General features: G+C 66.9%; 19 protein-coding genes. 9 read left to right on the top strand and 10 right to left on the bottom strand.

Annotated elements, in window-relative coordinates:
- The first annotated feature begins 250 nt into the window (after positions 1–250).
- Together TSB10P1A_RS23055 and TSB10P1A_RS23050 are read left to right on the top strand one after the other, a co-directional pair.
- Positions 251–835, top strand: a complete 585-nt coding sequence (locus TSB10P1A_RS23055; RefSeq protein WP_244293228.1) for a TRAP transporter small permease subunit — start codon at positions 251–253, stop codon at positions 833–835.
- On the top strand, positions 835–2,226 hold the full coding sequence (locus tag TSB10P1A_RS23050) for a TRAP transporter large permease subunit (protein ID WP_186390307.1): 1,392 nt from the start codon (positions 835–837) through the stop codon (positions 2,224–2,226). Before TSB10P1A_RS23055 ends, TSB10P1A_RS23050 begins: the two co-directional genes overlap by 1 nt.
- A 141-nt stretch (positions 2,227–2,367) precedes the next feature.
- Here TSB10P1A_RS23050 and TSB10P1A_RS23045 read toward each other — a convergent pair whose 3' ends face one another.
- Positions 2,368–3,462, bottom strand: a complete 1,095-nt coding sequence (locus TSB10P1A_RS23045) for a TRAP transporter substrate-binding protein (RefSeq protein WP_186390306.1) — start codon at positions 3,460–3,462, stop codon at positions 2,368–2,370.
- Between the two features lie 395 nt (positions 3,463–3,857).
- Between TSB10P1A_RS23045 and TSB10P1A_RS23040 the strand changes: the two genes are divergently transcribed.
- The 5 genes from TSB10P1A_RS23040 to TSB10P1A_RS23020 all read left to right on the top strand — a co-directional run bounded on the left by TSB10P1A_RS23040 (position 3,858) and on the right by TSB10P1A_RS23020 (position 7,473).
- Positions 3,858–4,619, top strand: coding sequence for a gamma-glutamyl-gamma-aminobutyrate hydrolase family protein (locus TSB10P1A_RS23040; RefSeq protein ID WP_186390305.1), 762 nt, complete (start codon positions 3,858–3,860; stop codon positions 4,617–4,619).
- 44 nt (positions 4,620–4,663) lie between these two features.
- On the top strand, positions 4,664–5,344 hold the full coding sequence (gene nthA / locus TSB10P1A_RS23035; RefSeq protein ID WP_186390304.1) for a nitrile hydratase subunit alpha: 681 nt from the start codon (positions 4,664–4,666) through the stop codon (positions 5,342–5,344).
- Positions 5,341–6,000, top strand: a complete 660-nt coding sequence (nthB, locus tag TSB10P1A_RS23030; RefSeq protein ID WP_186390303.1) for a nitrile hydratase subunit beta — start codon at positions 5,341–5,343, stop codon at positions 5,998–6,000. The genes nthA and nthB overlap by 4 nt, the downstream gene beginning before the upstream one ends.
- On the top strand, positions 5,987–6,385 hold the full coding sequence (locus tag TSB10P1A_RS23025) for a nitrile hydratase accessory protein (RefSeq protein ID WP_244293227.1): 399 nt from the start codon (positions 5,987–5,989) through the stop codon (positions 6,383–6,385). Before nthB ends, TSB10P1A_RS23025 begins: the two co-directional genes overlap by 14 nt.
- Positions 6,386–6,546: 161 nt before the next feature.
- The gene (locus TSB10P1A_RS23020; RefSeq protein ID WP_186390302.1) at positions 6,547–7,473 is read left to right on the top strand and encodes a DMT family transporter; all 927 of its coding nucleotides are present in this window, start codon (positions 6,547–6,549) and stop codon (positions 7,471–7,473) included.
- A gap of 25 nt (positions 7,474–7,498) precedes the next feature.
- Here the strand turns inward: TSB10P1A_RS23020 and TSB10P1A_RS23015 are convergent, their stop codons facing one another.
- Positions 7,499–8,683: a nickel/cobalt transporter gene (locus TSB10P1A_RS23015; protein ID WP_244293225.1), complete on the bottom strand. Its 1,185-nt coding sequence runs from the start codon at positions 8,681–8,683 to the stop codon at positions 7,499–7,501.
- Between the two features lie 10 nt (positions 8,684–8,693).
- A complete protein-coding gene (locus TSB10P1A_RS23010) occupies positions 8,694–9,329 on the bottom strand; it encodes a DUF1007 family protein (protein WP_186390301.1) in 636 nt (211 codons plus the stop codon).
- A 372-nt stretch (positions 9,330–9,701) separates the two neighbouring features.
- Between TSB10P1A_RS23010 and TSB10P1A_RS23005 the strand changes: the two genes are divergently transcribed.
- Positions 9,702–10,778 carry a Glu/Leu/Phe/Val dehydrogenase dimerization domain-containing protein gene (locus TSB10P1A_RS23005; RefSeq protein ID WP_244293224.1) on the top strand — a complete coding sequence of 359 codons (1,077 nt, stop codon included), beginning with the start codon at positions 9,702–9,704 and terminating at the stop codon, positions 10,776–10,778.
- 30 nt (positions 10,779–10,808) lie between these two features.
- Here TSB10P1A_RS23005 and TSB10P1A_RS23000 read toward each other — a convergent pair whose 3' ends face one another.
- The 5 genes from TSB10P1A_RS23000 to TSB10P1A_RS22980 all read right to left on the bottom strand — a co-directional run bounded on the left by TSB10P1A_RS23000 (position 10,809) and on the right by TSB10P1A_RS22980 (position 14,933).
- On the bottom strand, positions 10,809–11,717 hold the full coding sequence (locus tag TSB10P1A_RS23000; RefSeq protein WP_186390300.1) for a LysR family transcriptional regulator: 909 nt from the start codon (positions 11,715–11,717) through the stop codon (positions 10,809–10,811).
- 30 nt (positions 11,718–11,747) lie between these two features.
- A complete protein-coding gene (locus tag TSB10P1A_RS22995; protein WP_208987197.1) occupies positions 11,748–12,245 on the bottom strand; it encodes a DUF2937 family protein in 498 nt (165 codons plus the stop codon).
- 25 nt (positions 12,246–12,270) lie between these two features.
- Positions 12,271–13,245, bottom strand: a complete 975-nt coding sequence (locus TSB10P1A_RS22990) for a WD40 repeat domain-containing protein (protein ID WP_186390299.1) — start codon at positions 13,243–13,245, stop codon at positions 12,271–12,273.
- A 5-nt stretch (positions 13,246–13,250) separates the two neighbouring features.
- Positions 13,251–14,330 carry a GTP-binding protein gene (locus TSB10P1A_RS22985; RefSeq protein ID WP_186390298.1) on the bottom strand — a complete coding sequence of 360 codons (1,080 nt, stop codon included), beginning with the start codon at positions 14,328–14,330 and terminating at the stop codon, positions 13,251–13,253.
- Between the two features lie 144 nt (positions 14,331–14,474).
- Complete coding sequence (locus TSB10P1A_RS22980) at positions 14,475–14,933, bottom strand: methylated-DNA--[protein]-cysteine S-methyltransferase (RefSeq protein WP_186390297.1); 459 nt, start codon at positions 14,931–14,933, stop codon at positions 14,475–14,477.
- Positions 14,934–15,081: 148 nt separating this feature from the next.
- Here TSB10P1A_RS22980 and TSB10P1A_RS22975 point away from each other — a divergent pair, with 148 nt between their 5' ends.
- Positions 15,082–16,260, top strand: a complete 1,179-nt coding sequence (locus tag TSB10P1A_RS22975; RefSeq protein WP_186390296.1) for a pyridoxal phosphate-dependent aminotransferase — start codon at positions 15,082–15,084, stop codon at positions 16,258–16,260.
- Positions 16,261–16,278: 18 nt separating this feature from the next.
- Here TSB10P1A_RS22975 and TSB10P1A_RS22970 read toward each other — a convergent pair whose 3' ends face one another.
- Complete coding sequence (locus tag TSB10P1A_RS22970; protein ID WP_186390295.1) at positions 16,279–16,719, bottom strand: AprI/Inh family metalloprotease inhibitor; 441 nt, start codon at positions 16,717–16,719, stop codon at positions 16,279–16,281.
- Positions 16,720–16,865: 146 nt separating this feature from the next.
- Positions 16,866–17,834 carry a 2-hydroxyacid dehydrogenase gene (locus TSB10P1A_RS22965; protein ID WP_186390294.1) on the bottom strand — a complete coding sequence of 323 codons (969 nt, stop codon included), beginning with the start codon at positions 17,832–17,834 and terminating at the stop codon, positions 16,866–16,868.
- Positions 17,835–17,845: the final 11 nt, after the last annotated feature.

Genomic DNA, 17,845 nt, shown 5'->3' with positions numbered 1-17,845 from the left:
GGAAGCCGGGCAAGACCGCACATGCCGCGACGTCCGGGGAGCGCGGTCTCGCCGTCTCCCTCCCCTCCGACGATTTTGCCCACGACAGGTGCAGCATTGCTTTTGCATCGGCTGCAAAACTGCTAAGCAAACGCCCATCGTCATATGGGGAAGCGGGCTGGAATGGCGAACACGCCAGCATCCCGCAGGGGAAACCACCGGAGAGGGTCCGTGATGAAACTCGAGAACGCGCGCCGCCAAACGCGCGACGGTGAGTGAGCCGGTGCGCGCGCTCGCCCTCATCGTCCGCGTCATCAGCGGGCTCAACGCGCTGGTCGGAAACGTGTTTTCCTGGCTGTCGCTGGCCATCGTCGTCGTCTGCTTCACAGTGGTGGTGCAACGCTACGTCTTCTCCACCAGCTTTGTCTGGATGCAGGATCTCTATGTCTGGCTGAACGGCGCCATGTTCACCGCCGTCGCCGGCTTCGCCCTGCTGCGCAACGACCACGTTCGCGTCGACATCTTCTACCGGCCGGCCACCGTGCGCCGCAAGGCGATGGTCGATCTGCTCGGCGTGTTCCTGTTCCTGCTGCCTTTCACCTATGTGGTAACCAACTATAGCTGGACCTTCGTCGCGCGTTCCTGGCGCCTCAGCGAGGCCTCGGCCAATTTCGGCGGCATGCCGGGACTGTTCATCCTGAAATCCTTCATCATCGGCTTTGCCGCGCTGCTTGCCCTGCAGGGCCTGGCAATGGCGGCCCGTGCCGTGCTGGTGCTGGCGGGCCGAGAAGACCTGCTGCCGCCGCATCTGCGCTACGAGTCCGTTGCCGCGTCCAAGGGGGAGGCTGAAGCCTGATGACTCCGGTACTTATCGGCGAGCTCCTGTCCGGGCTCATGTTCTTCGGCATCATCGGCTTCCTGCTGCTCGGCTTTCCGGTCGCCTTCACGCTTGCCGGCGTATCGCTGATGTTCGGTCTTGTCGGCATGTGGCTCGGCGTCTTCGACCCGTCCAATCTCGGCAGCCTCGCCAACCGCTATATCGGCTACATGACCAACGAGGTGCTGGTCGCCGTGCCGCTGTTCATCTTCATGGGCGTGATGCTGGAGCGCTCGAAGATCGCCGAGCAACTGCTGCTGACCATGGGCAAGCTGTTCGGCAACCTGCGCGGCGGCCTCGGCATGTCGGTCATCGTCGTCGGCGCGCTGCTGGCCGCCTCGACCGGCGTCGTCGGCGCCACCGTTGTCACCATGGGCCTGATCTCGCTGCCGGCGATGCTGCGCGCGAAATACGACCCGCGGCTTGCCAGCGGCGTCATCTGCGCTTCCGGCACGCTCGGCCAGATCATCCCGCCGTCGACGGTGCTGATCTTCATGGGCGACATGCTGTCGGGCATCAACGCCCAGGTCCAGATGTCGAAGGGCAATTTCGCACCGGCACCGGTCTCGGTCGGCGATCTCTTCGCCGGCGCTCTCCTGCCCGGCCTGATGCTGGTCGGCCTCTATCTCGCCTGGACCGTGTTCAAGGCGATCACCGATCCGGAATCCTGCCCGGCAACGCCCGTCCCGCCGGAAGAGAAGGCGCATCTCTTCCGCGAGGTGCTGACCGCGCTGCTGCCGCCGCTGCTGCTGATCATGGCCGTGCTCGGTTCGATCCTCGGCGGCATCGCCACACCGACCGAAGCGGCCTCCGTGGGCGCGGTCGGCGCGCTGGTGCTCGCCGCCCTGCGCTGGCGCCTGTCCTTCTCGATCCTGCGGGAGACCGCCATCGCCACGGCGACGATCACCTGCATGGTGTTCATCATCCTGTTCGGCGCGGCAGTGTTCTCGATCGTCTTCCGCCTGATGGGCGGCGACAATCTGGTACACGAATTCCTGGCGAACCTGCCCGGCGGCACGCTGATGGCCGTGGCGGTGGTGATGTTCATCATGTTCCTGCTGGGCTTCATCCTCGACACGTTCGAGATCATCTTCATCGTGATCCCGATCACCGCGCCGATCCTGCTTGCCCTCGATGTCGACCCGGTCTGGCTCGGCATCATTGTCGGCGTCAACCTGCAGACCTCGTTCCTGACGCCGCCCTTCGGCTTCGCGCTGTTCTACCTGCGCGGTGTCGCCCCGCACTCCGTGTCGACGACGATGATCTACAGGGGCGTGCTGCCCTTCGTCGGCCTGCAGGTTCTGGCCATCGCCATCCTGTTCGCCTTCCCGGAGATCGCCACTTGGCTGCCGCGGGCGATCTATCGGTGATCCTGCCGCCGCGCCGGGGGCGATACCGGCGTCGCGCCCCCATGCCGAGTGAGGCGGGACCAGGAACCTTGCAACAAAAAACCCCGGCCGAAAGGCCGGGGTTTGCATTTTCGGGGACCGTCCGGAGACGGTCGGCAGCCGTCAGATCTTGAAGTAGGTCTTGCGCGCCTGGATGAAGGCGCCGTCGGTGCCTTCGGTGCGGGTGCGCATGATGTTGAGCGACTCGATGAAGCTCTCGGTCGTCTTCTTGACGAGAGCATCGTCGGAGTTGCGCAGGCCTTCGAGGATCTCGATCGCCGCGTTGGCGCCGGCTTCCATGATGTCGGCCGGGAACTCGCGCACCTGCACCCCATGCTGCTCGACCAGCGTCTTCAGCGCGCGCGGATCGTTGGCATAGAAGTCCGAGGCGACCTGGTCGTATTCGGCCTGGCAGACGTCGCGGACGATGGCCTGCAGGTCGCTCGGCAGGGCCTGGTACTTCGCCTTGGAGACGACCAGTTCCGTTGCAAGACCCGGCTCGATGAAGCTCGGGAAGTAATAGTTCTTGCAGATCTGGTAGAAACCGAGCGCCAGGTCGTTGTAGGGGCCGACGAACTCGGCCGCGTCCAGCGTGCCCGACTGCAGCGCCTGGAAGATCTCGCCCGCCGCCATGTTGGTGACGGTGGCGCCGAGCTTCTCCCACACGCGGCCGCCGAGACCCGGGGTCCGGAAGCGCAGGCCCTTGACGGACTCAAGGCTCGTCAGTTCGTTGCGGAACCAGCCGCCCGCCTGGGTGCCGGTGTCGCCGGACAGGAAGCCCTGCACGCCGAACTGGTCGTAGATCTCGTCCCAGATTTCCTGGCCGCCCATATAGCGCACCCAGGCGGCGAGTTCGCGCGAGGTCATGCCATAGGGAACGCCGGTGAAGAAGGACAGCGCCTGGCTCTTGTTCTGCCAGTAATAGGCGGCGCCATGCGACATCTCGGCCGACCCGTCGATCACCGCGTCGAGCGACTGCAGCGGTGGGACCAGTTCGCCGGCCGAGTAGACCTGCACGGTCAGCCGGCCGCCGGACGCGGCGGTGATGCGGTCGGCAAGGCGCTGCGCGCCGACGCCGAGGCCGGGAAAGTTCTTCGGCCAGGTGGTGACCATGCGCCAGGTCTGGTTGCCCTGCGCAATGGCCGGAGCGGCGAGCGTGGCGGCACCCACGCCAACGCCGGCGAGGCCGGCCTTCGTGATGAATGAACGGCGATCCATGCAGTCCCTCCCTTGGGATTTGATCGAGATCTCGACTGCCCGCTGAACGATCGATTCTCGAACCGGTGTCGGCAGCCAATGCCGCCCGACGTTGCCAAGTGCCCTTCTCCTAAAGGCACTTTGAGAGCGATATAAACCGCATATGCCCTTGGGACACAAGGCCGGCCGGCATGCGGGTGCGAATTTTCGCGGCGCCCGCGGGTGCGGACCAATCGCGCCCCGCCGCGGACGGGAGATCTCGCCGGATGGTGGACAAGCCAGCGCCTTCCGCTAATCTCCCAGTCGAGCCCGCAGTCGATGCGGGCGCGACCGTTCGGGCCGCGGTCTCGTCTTCCCGTCCCTGTGCGACCCGACCGCGACCGGATCCCCCCAGGAGCCCTTTCAGGAGCCCCCAAATGTCTGCCCCCGTTGTTCTTGTCAGTTGCGACGTCAAGGAAGTCGAAGGCTATGCCTGGCACGCCGCCCCGTCCACCTATCTGGAAGCGCTGGTGCAGGGCGCCGGCGCGATGCCGCTGCTGCTGCCGTCCATGGGCCCGGCGATCGACCTCGACGCGGTGCTGGACCGGGTCGACGGAGTGCTGCTGACCGGCTCGCGCTCCAACGTCCACCCTGTCTTCTACGGCGCCGAAGCCCGCGAACAGGACGGTCCCTTCGACAGGCGCCGCGACACCACGACGCTGCCGCTGATCCGCCGTGCCATCGCCCGAGGCCTGCCGGTCTTCGCCATCTGCCGCGGATTGCAGGAGCTCAACGTGGCGCTCGGCGGCACCTTGGTCAGCGAGGTGCAGGAGATGACCGGGCGGCGCGACCACCGCGCCCCGGAAGGGGAGACCCAGGACGCCCGCTTCGCCCTTGCCCATCATGTCGAGATCGTGCCGCAGGGCAAGCTTGCGGCGATCCTTGGCGACGCCCGCATCGACGTCAATTCGCTGCACCGCCAAGCGATCGGCCGGCTTGCGCCCGGCCTCACCATCGAAGCGACCGCCGACGACGGCACCATCGAGGCCGTCTCGATCGACGCGGCGTCCTCCTTCGCCATCGCCACCCAGTGGCACCCGGAATACTGGGTCGGCAGCGACGCCGCCTCCTCGCGCCTGTTCGCCGCCTTCGGCGCGGCGCTGCGGGAGACCCAGGGCGCCCGGCAGGCGGCCGAATAACACCGCCGAAGGGCGGGACAGGATACACGGAAAGGTCCAGCAGGATGACGGGCGGCAACGGCCATCATGGCCACCATCACGGCGAGCATGACCACGGGCATGGGCACGGCCATGATCACGGCTCGCACCTTTCGCAGATCGATGCCCGCGTGCGAGCCCTGGAATCGATCCTGATCGAGAAGGGCTATGTCGACCCGGCCGCCCTCGATGTGCTGATCGAGACCTACGAGACGCAGGTCGGTCCGCATAACGGCGCCCGTGTGGTGGCGAAGGCGTGGAGCGATCCCGAGTTTCACGCCTGGCTGATGCGCGATGCCACGGGCGCCATCCATTCGCTGGGCTATATCGGCCGGCAGGGCGAACACATGGTGGCGGTGGAGAACACGGCCAGTGAACACAACATGGTCGTCTGTACCCTGTGCTCCTGCTATCCGTGGCCGGTGCTCGGCCTGCCGCCGGTCTGGTACAAGTCCGCTCCCTACCGTGCCAAGGCGGTGCGCGACCCGCGCGGCGTGCTGGCGGACTTCGGTGTCGAACTGCCGGGCGACACGCAGATCCGCGTCTGGGACTCCACCGCCGAAATCCGCTACCTGGTGCTGCCGCGCCGGCCCGAAGGCACCGTCGGCTGGAGCGAAGAGGAACTGGCGCGCCTCGTCACCCGCGACAGCATGATCGGCACCGGGCTTGCGCTCACGCCCGCAGAGCTGGAGGCACAGGCAGGATGAACGGCGCACAGGACCTGGGCGGCATGATGGGGTTCGGCGCGGTGGTGCCCGAGCCGGTCAAGCCCCTCTTCCATGCGGACTGGGAACCGCGCGCCTTCGCGCTGACGCTGGCGATGGGCGCGACCGGCGAATGGAACATCGACATGTCCCGCCATGCCCGCGAGAGCATGGACCCGGCCCGTTACCTCGCCTCGAGCTACTACCAGATCTGGCTGTCCGGGCTGGAAAGGCTGCTCGCGGAACGCGACCTTGTCGGACCCGACGAGATCGCCGCCGGCCACAGCCTGCGCCAGAGCCGCCCGGTGAAGCGTGTGCTCGCCGCCGCCGATGTGGCACCGGTTCTCGCCCGGGGCGGCCCGAGCGCGCGCGAGGGGGATCGGCCGGCAGGGTTTGCCGTCGGCGACCGCGTGCGTGCCCGCAACATGCACCCCACCGGCCATACCCGCATCCCGCGCTACTGCCGTGGGCGCGCCGGCGTGATCGAGGCCGTGCATGGCATCCACGTCTTCCCCGACACCAATGCAGCCGGCAAGGGCGAACAGCCCGCCTGGCTTTACGGCATCGTCTTTGACGGACCCGAACTTTGGGGAGAAGGCACAGATCCGTCCCTCAAGGTCCGCATCGACCTGTGGGAGCCCTATCTTGAAGCCCTCTGAAACGTCGGGCGGACAAACGCCGCTGCCGCCGCTGGACAACCTGCCTCAGAAAGACGGCGAGCCGGTGTTCCGCGAGCCCTGGGAGGCGCGCGCCTTCGCGCTGGCCGTGGAACTCAACGGGCGCGGCGTGTTCACCTGGAGCGAATGGGCGCAGACCCTGTCGCAAGCGATCCGCGAGGCCCAGTCGCGCGGCGATCCGGACTGCGGCGACAGCTATTACGAGCATTGGCTGGTGGCGCTCGAGACGATGATCACGCGCAAGGCGCTGACTTCGCACGAGCGGATCGACGCCCGGCAAGAGGCATGGCTGCGCGCCGCCGCCGCAACGCCGCACGGCGAGCCGATCGAGCTCGGACGGGACGGGGAGCCGGTTCCCCCGGCCTGACATTTCACACCCGCGTCCGCCCTCTTGCGATCTCCGCTTGCCAAATCCGTCGGGCTAGGTCAGGACTGCCCGCGCTTGGCATCGGCAAATTTGCCGATTATATACAACCGGATACAACCCCTGCGCTTCCCTTGGGCTGCGCCGTGGCTTACTGTGCGACCATGACCCACGACAGGCCTCTGAGCGGCATGCTGCTCATGACCGGTTTCTGCATTCTCGCCCCGCTCGGGGACGCCGTCGCCAAGGTTCTCGGCGAGACGGTGCCGCTCGGGCAGTTGCTTCTGGTCCGCTTCGCGCTGCAGGCCGCCTTGCTGATCCCGGTGGTCTGGCTCGCGCGCGGCAGCCTGCGCATGCCTTTGCGCCTGCTGCAACTGACCGTCCTGCGCACCATCCTGCACATTCTCGGCATCGCCGCGATGTTTGCTTCGCTGCGGTTCCTGCCGCTGGCCGACGCCATCGCGATCGCCTTCGTGATGCCGTTCCTGATGCTCCTGCTTGGCCGGTTCGTCCTCGGCGAGCAGGTCGGCCCCTATCGGCTGATGGCGTGCATCGTCGGCTTTGCTGGTGCCCTTCTGGTGATCCAGCCCAACTACGCCGCCGTCGGCGCCCCGGCCCTGCTGCCGCTCGGCGTCGCCGTTGCTTTCGCCCTGTTCATGATGGTGACACGCAGCATCGCCAAGGCCACCGACCCGATCAGCCTGCAAGCAGTCAGCGGCCTCATCGCCACCTTCATCCTGGGAAGCGCCTGGCTGGTGTTTTCGAGCGCCGGCCTGCCCGGACTGGACTTCGTTGCGCTGGAAAGTCGGGACATGTGGCTCCTTGCGGCCGTCGGCGTTCTGGGAACCGTCGCTCACCTGCTGATGACCTGGTCGCTGCGGCTTGCTCCGGCGGCGACGCTGGCCCCCATGCAGTATCTGGAGATCCCCTTCGCGACGCTGATCGGCTGGCTCATCTTCGCCGACCTGCCCAACACGCTGGCCTCGCTCGGCATCCTGCTCACGACCGGCTCCGGTCTCTATGTCATCCACCGGGAGCAGGTGACGGCGCGGCGGCGCGCAGCGACGGCCGGTGCCGGCGGCAAGGCCTGAACGTTCCACGGAACGAAGGCGGGCGTCAGCCGCCCCAGCCGACAGCCGCAATCAACAGCGAGGTTCCGAGCAGGAGCACGACGAGGGCGGCGAACCCCTCGATCCCGGCATGCAGGCGGGCGGCGGCGCGACCTCCGACGCTGCGCAGGGCCACTTCCTTGGCGACCACCGCCATCACCGCCAGCAGCGACACCGTCAGGCCCGTGCCCACCGCCATGGCGAAGGTCGCCGCGACGCCCGCAAGGGCAAGACCCTGCGAGATCGCGAAGACCAGCACCACCAGGGCGCCGGTGCACGGCCGCAGACCGATGGCCACGATCACCGACCAGGCCCGCGTCAGGGAGAACTCCCCTGTCAGCATCGACGGCGGCGGCGCATGCACATGGCCGCAACTGCCGCACACCTCCCCCATCTCATGCGAATGCGTGTGAGGATGGGCATGCGCATGGCCGTGCCCGTCAGCATGAGCATGGGCATGGGCATGATGATGCCCGTGGCTGTGGCTGTGGCTGTGGCTGTGATCATGACTGTGACTGTGGGTGTGCGAATGCCCATGATCGTGACCGTGATCATGGGCGCAGGCGACCACCGCCTGCGCGCCCAGCGCCGCCGGTCGCCGCGGCGTCAGCAGCGGCCGCAGGATCTTGCGCCAGACGAGATAGACACCGAGCAGCGCGACCACCGCATAGGATCCCACCTCGAACCAGCGGGTCGTCTCGGTGATGGCGATCGCCGTCATCCGCAGCAACACGGACGCAATGCCGATCACCGCCACCGCCGTCACCGCCTGGGCGAAAGCCGACGCGAAGGAGAGCAGAATGCCGCGCCGCAGGGTCTCGCCATTGGCAAGGACATAGGACGAGATCACCGCCTTGCCGTGTCCCGGTCCTGCGGCATGGAAGACGCCATAGAGGAAGGAAAGCCCCATCAGCCACCAAGCGGCGCTGCCGTCCTCCTTCATCGCCTTGATCGCCGCCGTCAGCGAGGTATAGAAGGCCTTTTGCTGCTGGGCGATCCAGCCGAAAACACCCGAGAGAATGCCTCCCGGCGCGTAGGACGGTTCAACGAGGCCAACACCGAAGGGCGAGGGCGCGGCGACCGCCGGTCCGGCTGCCAGCGCAAGGCAGACCAGCGCAAGGGCGAGCGGCACAAGGGCGAGCGGCACGGGCGAGGAGGCCGGCAGGGCGCTGCGGATCATCGACAGTTTCACGGGAAATGCCTCATTTGCAGCCGATCCTCGCCGAGTTGGAGAGGGTCTCGGTGATCTGCATCAGATCGGGTGGCAACTGCCGCTCGCTCTGCGGGATTGCGGCGAGCATGGTCGCCGTCTGAGGATCGAGATCCGGCGGCGGCGAGAAATCGAGCGTGCAGGTCTGCGGTGCCCCGACCAGCACGAAGGGCGTCTCCGGCGTCATCTCGAAGGCAACGAAATAGGCCGGATCGAAGACATCGAGCTCAACCATCGAAGCGTCCACCACTCGGGGCTCGCGCAAGGGCAGGGTGAAGAACAGCGTCAGCCGGCCGCCATAGAAATCGAGCCAATACTCGTGCGGCGGCTCGAAGGCGATGTCGGTGCCGTTGTGGTGCAGGAACGTGAAGAAGTCGTATTCGGCGAGCGACTCCACATTGACCTCGGCAAGCGGCTGCAGTTCCTCTCGGGACAATTCGCCATCGCCGTTCTCATCGAGCCCCTGCACCGCGAACGCGGTGAAAGCTTCGTCGAACTGCCAGATATGGCGGACTGCCGACAGGCGTCCGGCCTCATCGAAGACCACTTCAGCGCGCGACTCGACGAAGACATGCGGGTGAGCACCGGCCGCGCCAGCAAGGCCGACCGTCAGGGCCGCGGCAAACATTCCGGCCTTCCACATGCGCCGAGGCACTCCTCATCTTCGAATCCGTGACGCCGATATTGGCAAACTTCGCGGCGACAGCAAGGCAGCGTCCCCAACCAGCCCCATCGGATCTTCCGGCATGCGCGGCGCGCGGAGACATCGCCCCCTGGGAGGCAGGCGAGACGAAATTTCCCAACACTACGGGTGATAAGGATGAAAACGTGTTTTTTTAAGTCTGGACGCGAACAGAAAAAACCGAATTTCCGCAGAGGATGCCTATATTTTCCTCATGGAGAGAGGAACGATGTCCTGCGGCCCCGCCTCCCATGGTGAGGCAATGTGCCCCGGTCGACATCCATGCGCAGTGCCCCGAGAGGCACGAGGAGACATGTCATGAACGCCCCCGTGATCAGCCGGAAGCTTCAGTCGATGGAGGACGGCATGTTCGATCATCCGGAATTTCGCGGCCACGAGCAGGTCGTGTTCGGCCATGACCGCGCGAGCGGCCTGTTCACCATCATCGCCGTCCACGACACCCGCCTCGGCCCGGCGCTCGGCGGCTGCCGCATGTGGGCCTATGCCAACAGCGCCGAGGCGCTGACCGACGCGCTGCGCCTGTCGCGCGGCATGACCTACAAGAACGCGCTCGCCGGGCTCGACCTCGGCGGCGGCAAGGCCGTGATCATCGGCGATGCGCGCAGCGCCAAGACGCCGGACCTGCTCGCCGCGTTCGGTGCCCAGGTCGACCGATTGGGCGGAACCTACGTCACCGCCGAGGATGTCGGCATCAGCGCCCCCGACATGGAAATCGTCGCCACCCGCACCCAACATGTGCGCGGCACCCGCGCGACCGGACTCGGCGACCCCTCGCCCTACACCGCACTCGGCGTCTTCTGCGGCATCCGCGCGGCCCTGCGCCACCGCTTCGGCTCCGACAGCCTGGAGGGGCGCAGGGTCTGCGTCCAGGGCCTCGGCAATGTCGGCATGGATCTCGCCGGACAGTTGCACCGTGCCGGTGCGCGTCTCGTGCTCGCCGACATCCACACGCCGACCCTGGAAGACGCCGTTGCCCGCTTCGGCGCCGAGGCAATTGATGCCGATCGCGCCCATGCAGCCGAGGTCGACGTCTTCGCCCCCTGTGCTCTTGGCGCCGGGCTCAACGACGACACGATCCCGCAGATCCGGGCCGGGATCGTCGCGGGAGCCGCCAACAACCAGCTCGCCGAAGAACGCCATGACGAAGCCCTGCGCCAGCGCGGCATCCTCTATGCGCCGGACTATGCCATCAATGCCGGCGGCGTGATCTCCATCGCGCTGGCAACGCCCGGCGGCGACGATGCGCTGGTTCGCCGGAAGGTCGAGGCGATCGACGGGACGCTGACGCGTATCTTCGAGCGGGCCGAACGCCTGTCGCTGCCGACGCAGAAGGTGGCCGACACGCTGGCCGAGGAGCGGTTGGCCGCCGCCTGAACAGCGGCACGGGACCAGGCAGGCGCGGGTTCAGCAGACCTCGCCCTGCCGCCGCCGCTCGGCGAACCACTCGCCGATGAAATCGACGAAGGCGCGCACCTTGCCCGACAGGTGCCGCCGATGCGGGTAGACGACATAGATCGCCTGCCCCTCTGGATGGAACCCCTCCAGCAGCGGTTCGAGGCGCCTGTCCGCTAGCTCGCGGTGCACGAAGATATAGGGAATGCGCAGAAAGCCGAGACCGGCGACGGCCGCGGCGCGCGCTGCCTCTGCGCTGTTGACCTCCACCCGTCCCTTCACCGGCACGCTGATGCGCCCCCCCTCCACCTGGAACTGCCAGTTGTTCCGGAACCGGTAATTGTTGTCGATGATGCAGGGCAGGTTCGCCAGGTCCTGCGGGTGCTGCGGTCGGCCGAACCGGGCAATCGCCTCCGGCGAGGCGCAGACCACGCCGCGAAACGGCGCAAGCTTGCGAGCGATCAGGCTGGAATCGGTCAGTTCCGCCACCCGGATCGCCGCATCGAACCCTTCCTCGACAAGATCGACGAAGCGGTCTTCAAGCCGCAGGTCGACTGAAATCTGCGGCTCGGCGGCGAGAAAGGCCATGATCGCCGGATTGAGGAAATCGTCGCCCATCGAGCGCGGGGCCGAGATCCGCAAGGTGCCTCGGGCTTCCTGATGGGTGTTCTGGATAGAGGCCTTGAGGTCGTCGATGCGGGTGAGGATATCGCTCGCCTCCTTGTAGAAGGCGTGGCCGACCTCGGTCATCGAGATCTGGCGGGTGGTACGGTTGAGCAGCCTTGCGCCAAGTTCGTCCTCCAGCTCGCCGACATATTTCGAGACCAGCGCCTTGGAGCGGCCGAGTTCGCGCGCGGCAGCGGAAAAACCGCCCGCATCCACCACCTTCAGGAAGCAGCGCATCCGGCTGAGCGTGTCCATGCTGTCCCCTCTTCTGCCCGCGCGCTTGCGTCAGGCATTCCGCCGGCGGCGAAACCGCCGCGCCGCCCGGCCGATGAGGCCGGCGCCGAACAGCACCGACAGGAAACCGCCACCGGCGGCCACCGCGCCCTCTATCGTCGCCGGCACCGCCGGCTCGAAATCCTCGAAGGCGCGGCTGGCAATCTGCGGATCGAGATCGCGGGCCATCACGATGAGCCGGCCGAACGGCCCCGCCTCGCGAAAGGCGTCCTGCTGCCGCCTCAGTCCATCGAGACGGTCAAGTGCCCGCTGCGCCCGCTCGCCCTGGGCAGCGACGAGCCGGTCGGCGGAGCCCTCCAGCCTGTCGATGGCCGCGCCCACCGTCAGGCCATGAGCCGCGGCGTCGGCGCGAAACTCCTCGACCACCTGGGTCAGGGCATCGATGGCCCCGCCAAGACGCTGGCGGTATTGCTGGGCAAACTCGGGAAGCTGGGACGTGGTGACGCCGCCAAGAAGCGCGGCGGCCAGCGCCATGGTGCGAGCGATCATCTCCCGACCCTCCCTTGCGTTGCGCCTAAAGCGAGATCAATCCCGCTTCTCCCGCCTCCGTGCCGAAGGCAAGCCGCGTGCCGCCGTCGTCCCAGGCCAGCGCGCTCACCGCCCCCGCCCCCGGTCGCCGGGCCAGCAACTCCTCGCCGTCGGAGAACCGGGCAAAGAGCACCAGCCCGTCCTGATAGCCGATCGCCACCACATCCTCATCCGGATGGCAGGCGACCCGCGTCACCATCTGGTCGCCACGAGCCCCAAGTTGCAGCGGCTGCTGGCCCATCGGCCCGCTCTTGCCGAAGAAGGGCCACAGGATCGCGGCATTGGCGCCGGAGGTCGCAAGATACCGTCCCTTGGCCGACCAGCTCATCGAACGGACCTTTCCGGGATATCCGGTCATCCGCATGTCCTGCCCGTCGGAGAGGCGCCAGCCATGCAGCGCGTTCTCCTGCATGGTCGTCACCAGATACTTTCCGTCCGGCGAGAATGTGACGTCCTTGTGCGCGCCCTTCCACTCAAGCTGCTGAGGTGCGGCGGCGGTGTTGACGAATTGCAGCGTTGCCCCGTCATATCGGGCGATGGCGAGCCGCAGTCCCTTGGGCGCGAAGGCGAGCCCGCCGACTGCGCGGGCTTGCGAAAAGTCCTTCACGCTGCCGTCGGCCTGCCGAACCATGGCACTGCGTCCCGAGCCGAAGGCGAGGCTGCCCTGCGGCCCGGCGGCAAGCAGGTCGATCCATTTGCGCGGCATCTCGGCGAGCGTCTCGACAGTGCCATCGGCGCCGAGCCGGCGCACCGTGCCGTCGTCACCGCCGGAGAGCAGCGCATCGCCCTCCAGCGTCCGGCAGGCGACGAGCAAGCCGCCGTCATGGAGGCGAATGCGACGCTCGCCCGCATCGGTGAGAAGAAGGACGGCACCATCGCCGGAGGCAAAGGCCGGCTGCCCCTTGAGGAAGGCAGCCGCCACGACGAAACCGCTCAGGTCAAGCGGAGCGACCGAGACCATGTCGCTCAGGCCTCGCAGGCCTTGAAGGCGATCTCGAGCGCATCGAAATCGAGCTCTCGACCGATTACCACCAGCCGGCTGAGGCGCGGCTCCCCGTCCTTCCAGTCGCGCTGATGGTCGCCTTCCAGGATCATGTGGACGCCCTGCACCACATAACGCTGCGGGTCATCCCGGAAGGCGATGATGCCCTTGAGGCGCAGGATGTTCGGCCCGTTGACCTGCGTCATGTCGCCGATCCAGCGGAAGAAGACCTGCGGATCGAGTTCTCCCGCCGTCATCGACACGCTCTTCACCGAATGCGGCGCGTCATGGTCGTGATGATGGTGGTGATGACCATGGCCGTGATCGTGGTCATGGTCATGGTCATGGCCGTCGTGATGGTGATGGTCGTGGTCGCAGTCCGGCCCGCATTCATGCGTGTGCTCCGCCTCCTCCAGGAAATGCGGATCGAGCGACAGGATCCGCTCCAGGTCGAAGGCGCCCCGGTTCAGCACCTCGTCCAGGGGCACCGCGCAGCGCTCGCTGCGGATCAGCTTGGCATACGGGTTGATCGACTGGATGCGGCTCTCCACCGCCTTCAACTCGTCGGCGGTCACCAGGTCGGTCTTGTTGAGCAGGATGACGTCGGCAAAGGCGATCTGGTCCTCGGCCTCCTCCGTGTCGGCCAGCCGCTGCAGCACGTGGCGGCAGTCGACGACGGTGACGACCGCGTCGAGCTTGGCCTTGGCGCGTACATCCTCGTCCATGAAGAAGGTCTGCGCGACCGGGGCCGGATCGGCAACGCCGGTGGTCTCGACCACGATGGCGTCGAAGCTGCCCTTGCGCTTCATCAGGTTCTCGACGGTGCGGATCAGGTCGCCGCGCACGGTGCAGCAGATGCAGCCGTTGTTCATCTCGAAGATTTCCTCGTCGGATTCGACGAGCAACTCGTTGTCGATGCCGATCTCGCCGAACTCGTTGACGATCACCGCATAGCGGGTGCCGTGGTTCTCGCTGAGAATACGGTTGAGCAGCGTCGTCTTGCCGGCGCCGAGATAGCCCGTCAGCACGGTAACGGGGATCTTGCTGTCCTGGGATAGGGTCATGGGCTTGCCTATGTCTGACTTGGGCGCGGCCCGGCGAGGATCGCCTGCCGCGCGTTCCCGTGAATATGGGGTGCGTTACCCATCGCAGTAGCGAATTTTCCGCGCCTTGGCAAAGCGCGGCGCGCAACACCGCTCCGCAGACGGCTACAGCAGGAAGGGAAACCCGCCCTCGAGTTTGAGAAGAGCGATCTTGGTCTCGCTGCCGCCCTCACCCGAATAGCCGCCGAGCCCGCTGGCCGACAGCACCCGGTGGCAGGGAATGATCACCGGGATCGGGTTGGCGCCGCAGGCCTGGCCGACCGGCTGTCCATAGGTGGACAGCCGGGCCGCCAGATCGCCATAGCTGCGCGTTTCGCCATAGGGAATGGCCAGCAGCTCGCGAAACACCGCCTGCTGGAAATCATTGCCGGCGGGCGCCAGCGGCAGGTCGAACCGCGTCAGGCTGCCCTCGAAATACCGGCGAAGCTGATCCAGCGCCTCCTCCAGCAGCCGCGTCGGTGAGGGATCGCGCCGGCGCCCCCAGCCGACGCGCACAATGGCGTCGCGCTCCGCCTCGATTTCGAGCAGGCCGACGGGTGTGTTCAGATGCGCGACGTTGCTCACTTATAACTCCGAAAATCCCATGAGACGGTCGACCCTGCCCGCCGCCAATCCCCTTCCACGAGGGCAGAGCCCACGATATCAAGGGCCTCGACAACCCTATCATGACCATGCCACGTGGCGATATTGCCGCGCGGCACCGGGAGGACCCATGCTGAAAACCATCGAAGGCTTCAACAGGATCGGCGAGGAAAACGCCTTCGCCGTGCTGGCGCGCGCCACCGAACTCGCCCGCACGGGCAAGGACATCATCAATCTGGGCATCGGCCAACCCGATTTCCGCACGCCGGACCATATTGTCGAAGCCGCGGTGAAGGCGCTGCGCGACGGCCATCACGGCTATACGCCGGCGACCGGCATCCTGCCCCTGCGCGAAGCCGTCGCCGCCGATGTCGAGAAGCGCACCGGTGTCGCGGTCGACCCCGACAGGATCGTCGTCGTGCCGGGCGGCAAGGTCACCATGTTCATGGCGATCCTGATGTTCGGCGAGCCGGGCGCCGAGATCCTCTACCCCGATCCCGGCTTCCCGATCTATCGTTCGATGATCGAGTTCACCGGCGCGACGCCGGTGCCGGTGCCGATCCGCGAAGAGAACGATTTCGCCTTCTCGGCCGAGGAAACGCTCGGCCTGCTGACGCCGAAGACCCGGCTGATCATCCTCAACTCGCCCGCCAACCCGACCGGCGGCGTGACGCCGCGCGCCGAGATCGAGAAGCTGGTGGCCGGGCTCGCGGACCGGCCCGACATTGCCATCCTGTCGGACGAGATCTACGGCCAGATGACCTATGACGGGGCGGTCCACACCTCGCTGCTGGAATTCGAGGCGATCCGCGACCGGCTGATCCTGCTCGACGGCTGGTCGAAGACCTATGCCATGACCGGCTGGCGGATGGGCTACGCGGTGTGGCCGCAGGCGCTGATCGACAAGGCGCGCAAGCTGGCGGTCAACTGCTGGTCCTGCGTCAACGCACCGGCCCAGTATGCCGGCCTTGCCGCGCTGGAAGGCCCGCAGGACGCGGTCGCCGAGATGATGCGCGAGTTCGACAAGCGCCGGAAGCTGGTGGTGGACGGGCTGAACGCCCTTCCCGGCGTCAGCGCACGCACGCCGATGGGCGCCTTCTATGCCTTCCCCAACATATCCGCGACCGGCTGGAAGGCGAAGCCGCTGGCCAGCGCCCTGCTGGAGGAGACCGGTGTTGCCACGATCGGCGGACCGGATTTCGGCATTCTTGGCGAGGGTTATATCCGCCTGTCCTACGCCAATTCGGCCGAAAACATCGCCCGCGCGCTGAAGCGCATGGACGAGTTCCTGTCGAACGGAGCCAGGTAAAGCTCCAGGCGAGCCGGATCAATGCGCTGTCGGAATGAGCGCCGACAGCGCCACTGCCCGCTCGGGCACCAGCAGCAGGAAGGCGCCGGCCGGCGCCACCGAGGCGAGCCCCTCGCTCTCCCCCACATCGAAGGCGGCGAGCACGCTGCCATTGGCAAGGACGAACTCGATGCCGCCCTCCGGCGGCACACGCCAGCCAAGCTGCGGCAGCTCGCCCCCTACCGGGCTCGTGCAGGAGGTCATGTCGGCCCGGAAGGCATCGCGCGGAAACGCGCCACCTGCCTCCTCCGCCTTGAGATGAAGCCGGCACACCGCACCCGACACCTCGTCGATGAGCTGCCATTGTCCGGCGACGCGCGCCTCGACCGGCTGCGCGCCCGTCAGGCCGGTGCCGAAGAACACCAGCGAGAACAGCGTGACGGCGACGAGAACGCCGATCCGTTGCATGTAAAGCGCCATGATCCCGATCCTGTTCCTGACCTTGCGCAAGTGGCGCATCCGGGAGAGCCGGGGCGCGGAGGGGAAACCGGTACCATCCGGACCACCACACCCGACCACGACACGAACAGGATCGACTGAACCGATTAACGCTTCGTTAAGCTTGATTAAACCTTTCTGGCGAAAGGCGTCTCGGCGACGGGCGTAACCGGCTTGCCGTCCCGGAACCAGGACAGAAGGTTGTCGACGACGAGTTGCCCCATGGCGTTGCGGGTGTGCTGCGAGGCAGATCCGACATGCGGCAGCAGGACGACATGCTCCATGTCGATGAGCGCCTGCGGCACCCGCGGCTCGTCCTCGAACACGTCGAGGCCGGCAGACAGGATGGTGCCATCCTGCAGGGCCGCGACCAGCGCCGGCTCGTCGATGACCGTGCCGCGGCCGATGTTCACGACGATGCCCTCGGAGCCCAGCGCCTTCAGCACCTCGGCGTTGACGATGCCCCGCGTTGCGGCGCCGCCGGGCGCCACGACCATCAACGTGTCGCAGGCTTCGGCCATGCCCAGCAGCGTCTCGTGATAGTGATAGGCAACGTCCGGCTGGCGCGAGCGCCCGTGATAGTGGATCTCGAGCCCGAACGCCTCGGCCCGCACGGCAATCGCCTTGCCGATGCGGCCAAGGCCGAGGATGCCGAGCTTGCGCCCGCGCAGCGTGGCGCGGGTCAGCGGATAGGGACCCTTGGCGACCCATTGGCCAGCGCGCAGATAGCGCTCGGCCGCCGGCAGTTCGCGCGCCGCCATCAGCAGCAGCGCCATCGCCGTATCGGCAACCTCCTCGCTCAGCACGTCGGGGGTATTGGTGACGCAGATGCCCTTCGTCGCGCAATGGCGAGCATCGACGGAATCGTAGCCGACACCGAAATTGGCGACGATCTCCAGCGCCGGCAGGCGGTCGATCAGCGCGGCATTGACGGGCACATGTGCCCCGCCCGCCACCGCCTGCACCCGGGCGCAGAGATCCTCGGGCAGGTCCGCGACATCGCCCGCCGCCACCCGGTGGACGGTGAAGTGCCTGTCGAGGCTCGTCTCCACGAGCGGCAGCATCCGCCCGAGCATGAGGATTTCGGCCAGCGCCATTGTGTCTCTCT

The sequence above is a fragment of the Stappia sp. TSB10P1A genome, from assembly GCF_900185725.1.
Lineage (GTDB): Bacteria > Pseudomonadota > Alphaproteobacteria > Rhizobiales > Stappiaceae > Stappia.
This window is presented reverse-complemented; position numbering and strand designations above follow the sequence as displayed.

What these genes read in the sequence shown, in the direction of transcription:
- TSB10P1A_RS23050 (WP_186390307.1), top strand. Translation starts at nt 835, where the DNA reads ATGACTCCGGTACTTATCGGCGAGCTCCTGTCCGGGCTCATGTTCTTC.
- TSB10P1A_RS23045 (WP_186390306.1), bottom strand. Translation starts at nt 3,462, where the DNA reads ATGGATCGCCGTTCATTCATCACGAAGGCCGGCCTCGCCGGCGTTGGC.
- TSB10P1A_RS23040 (WP_186390305.1), top strand. Translation starts at nt 3,858, where the DNA reads ATGTCTGCCCCCGTTGTTCTTGTCAGTTGCGACGTCAAGGAAGTCGAA.
- nthA (WP_186390304.1), top strand. Translation starts at nt 4,664, where the DNA reads ATGACGGGCGGCAACGGCCATCATGGCCACCATCACGGCGAGCATGAC.
- nthB (WP_186390303.1), top strand. Translation starts at nt 5,341, where the DNA reads ATGAACGGCGCACAGGACCTGGGCGGCATGATGGGGTTCGGCGCGGTG.
- TSB10P1A_RS23020 (WP_186390302.1), top strand. Translation starts at nt 6,547, where the DNA reads ATGACCCACGACAGGCCTCTGAGCGGCATGCTGCTCATGACCGGTTTC.
- TSB10P1A_RS23010 (WP_186390301.1), bottom strand. Translation starts at nt 9,329, where the DNA reads ATGTTTGCCGCGGCCCTGACGGTCGGCCTTGCTGGCGCGGCCGGTGCT.
- TSB10P1A_RS23005 (WP_244293224.1), top strand. Translation starts at nt 9,702, where the DNA reads ATGAACGCCCCCGTGATCAGCCGGAAGCTTCAGTCGATGGAGGACGGC.
- TSB10P1A_RS23000 (WP_186390300.1), bottom strand. Translation starts at nt 11,717, where the DNA reads ATGGACACGCTCAGCCGGATGCGCTGCTTCCTGAAGGTGGTGGATGCG.
- TSB10P1A_RS22995 (WP_208987197.1), bottom strand. Translation starts at nt 12,245, where the DNA reads ATGATCGCTCGCACCATGGCGCTGGCCGCCGCGCTTCTTGGCGGCGTC.
- TSB10P1A_RS22990 (WP_186390299.1), bottom strand. Translation starts at nt 13,245, where the DNA reads ATGGTCTCGGTCGCTCCGCTTGACCTGAGCGGTTTCGTCGTGGCGGCT.
- TSB10P1A_RS22985 (WP_186390298.1), bottom strand. Translation starts at nt 14,330, where the DNA reads ATGACCCTATCCCAGGACAGCAAGATCCCCGTTACCGTGCTGACGGGC.
- TSB10P1A_RS22975 (WP_186390296.1), top strand. Translation starts at nt 15,082, where the DNA reads ATGCTGAAAACCATCGAAGGCTTCAACAGGATCGGCGAGGAAAACGCC.
- TSB10P1A_RS22970 (WP_186390295.1), bottom strand. Translation starts at nt 16,719, where the DNA reads ATGGCGCTTTACATGCAACGGATCGGCGTTCTCGTCGCCGTCACGCTG.
- TSB10P1A_RS22965 (WP_186390294.1), bottom strand. Translation starts at nt 17,834, where the DNA reads ATGGCGCTGGCCGAAATCCTCATGCTCGGGCGGATGCTGCCGCTCGTG.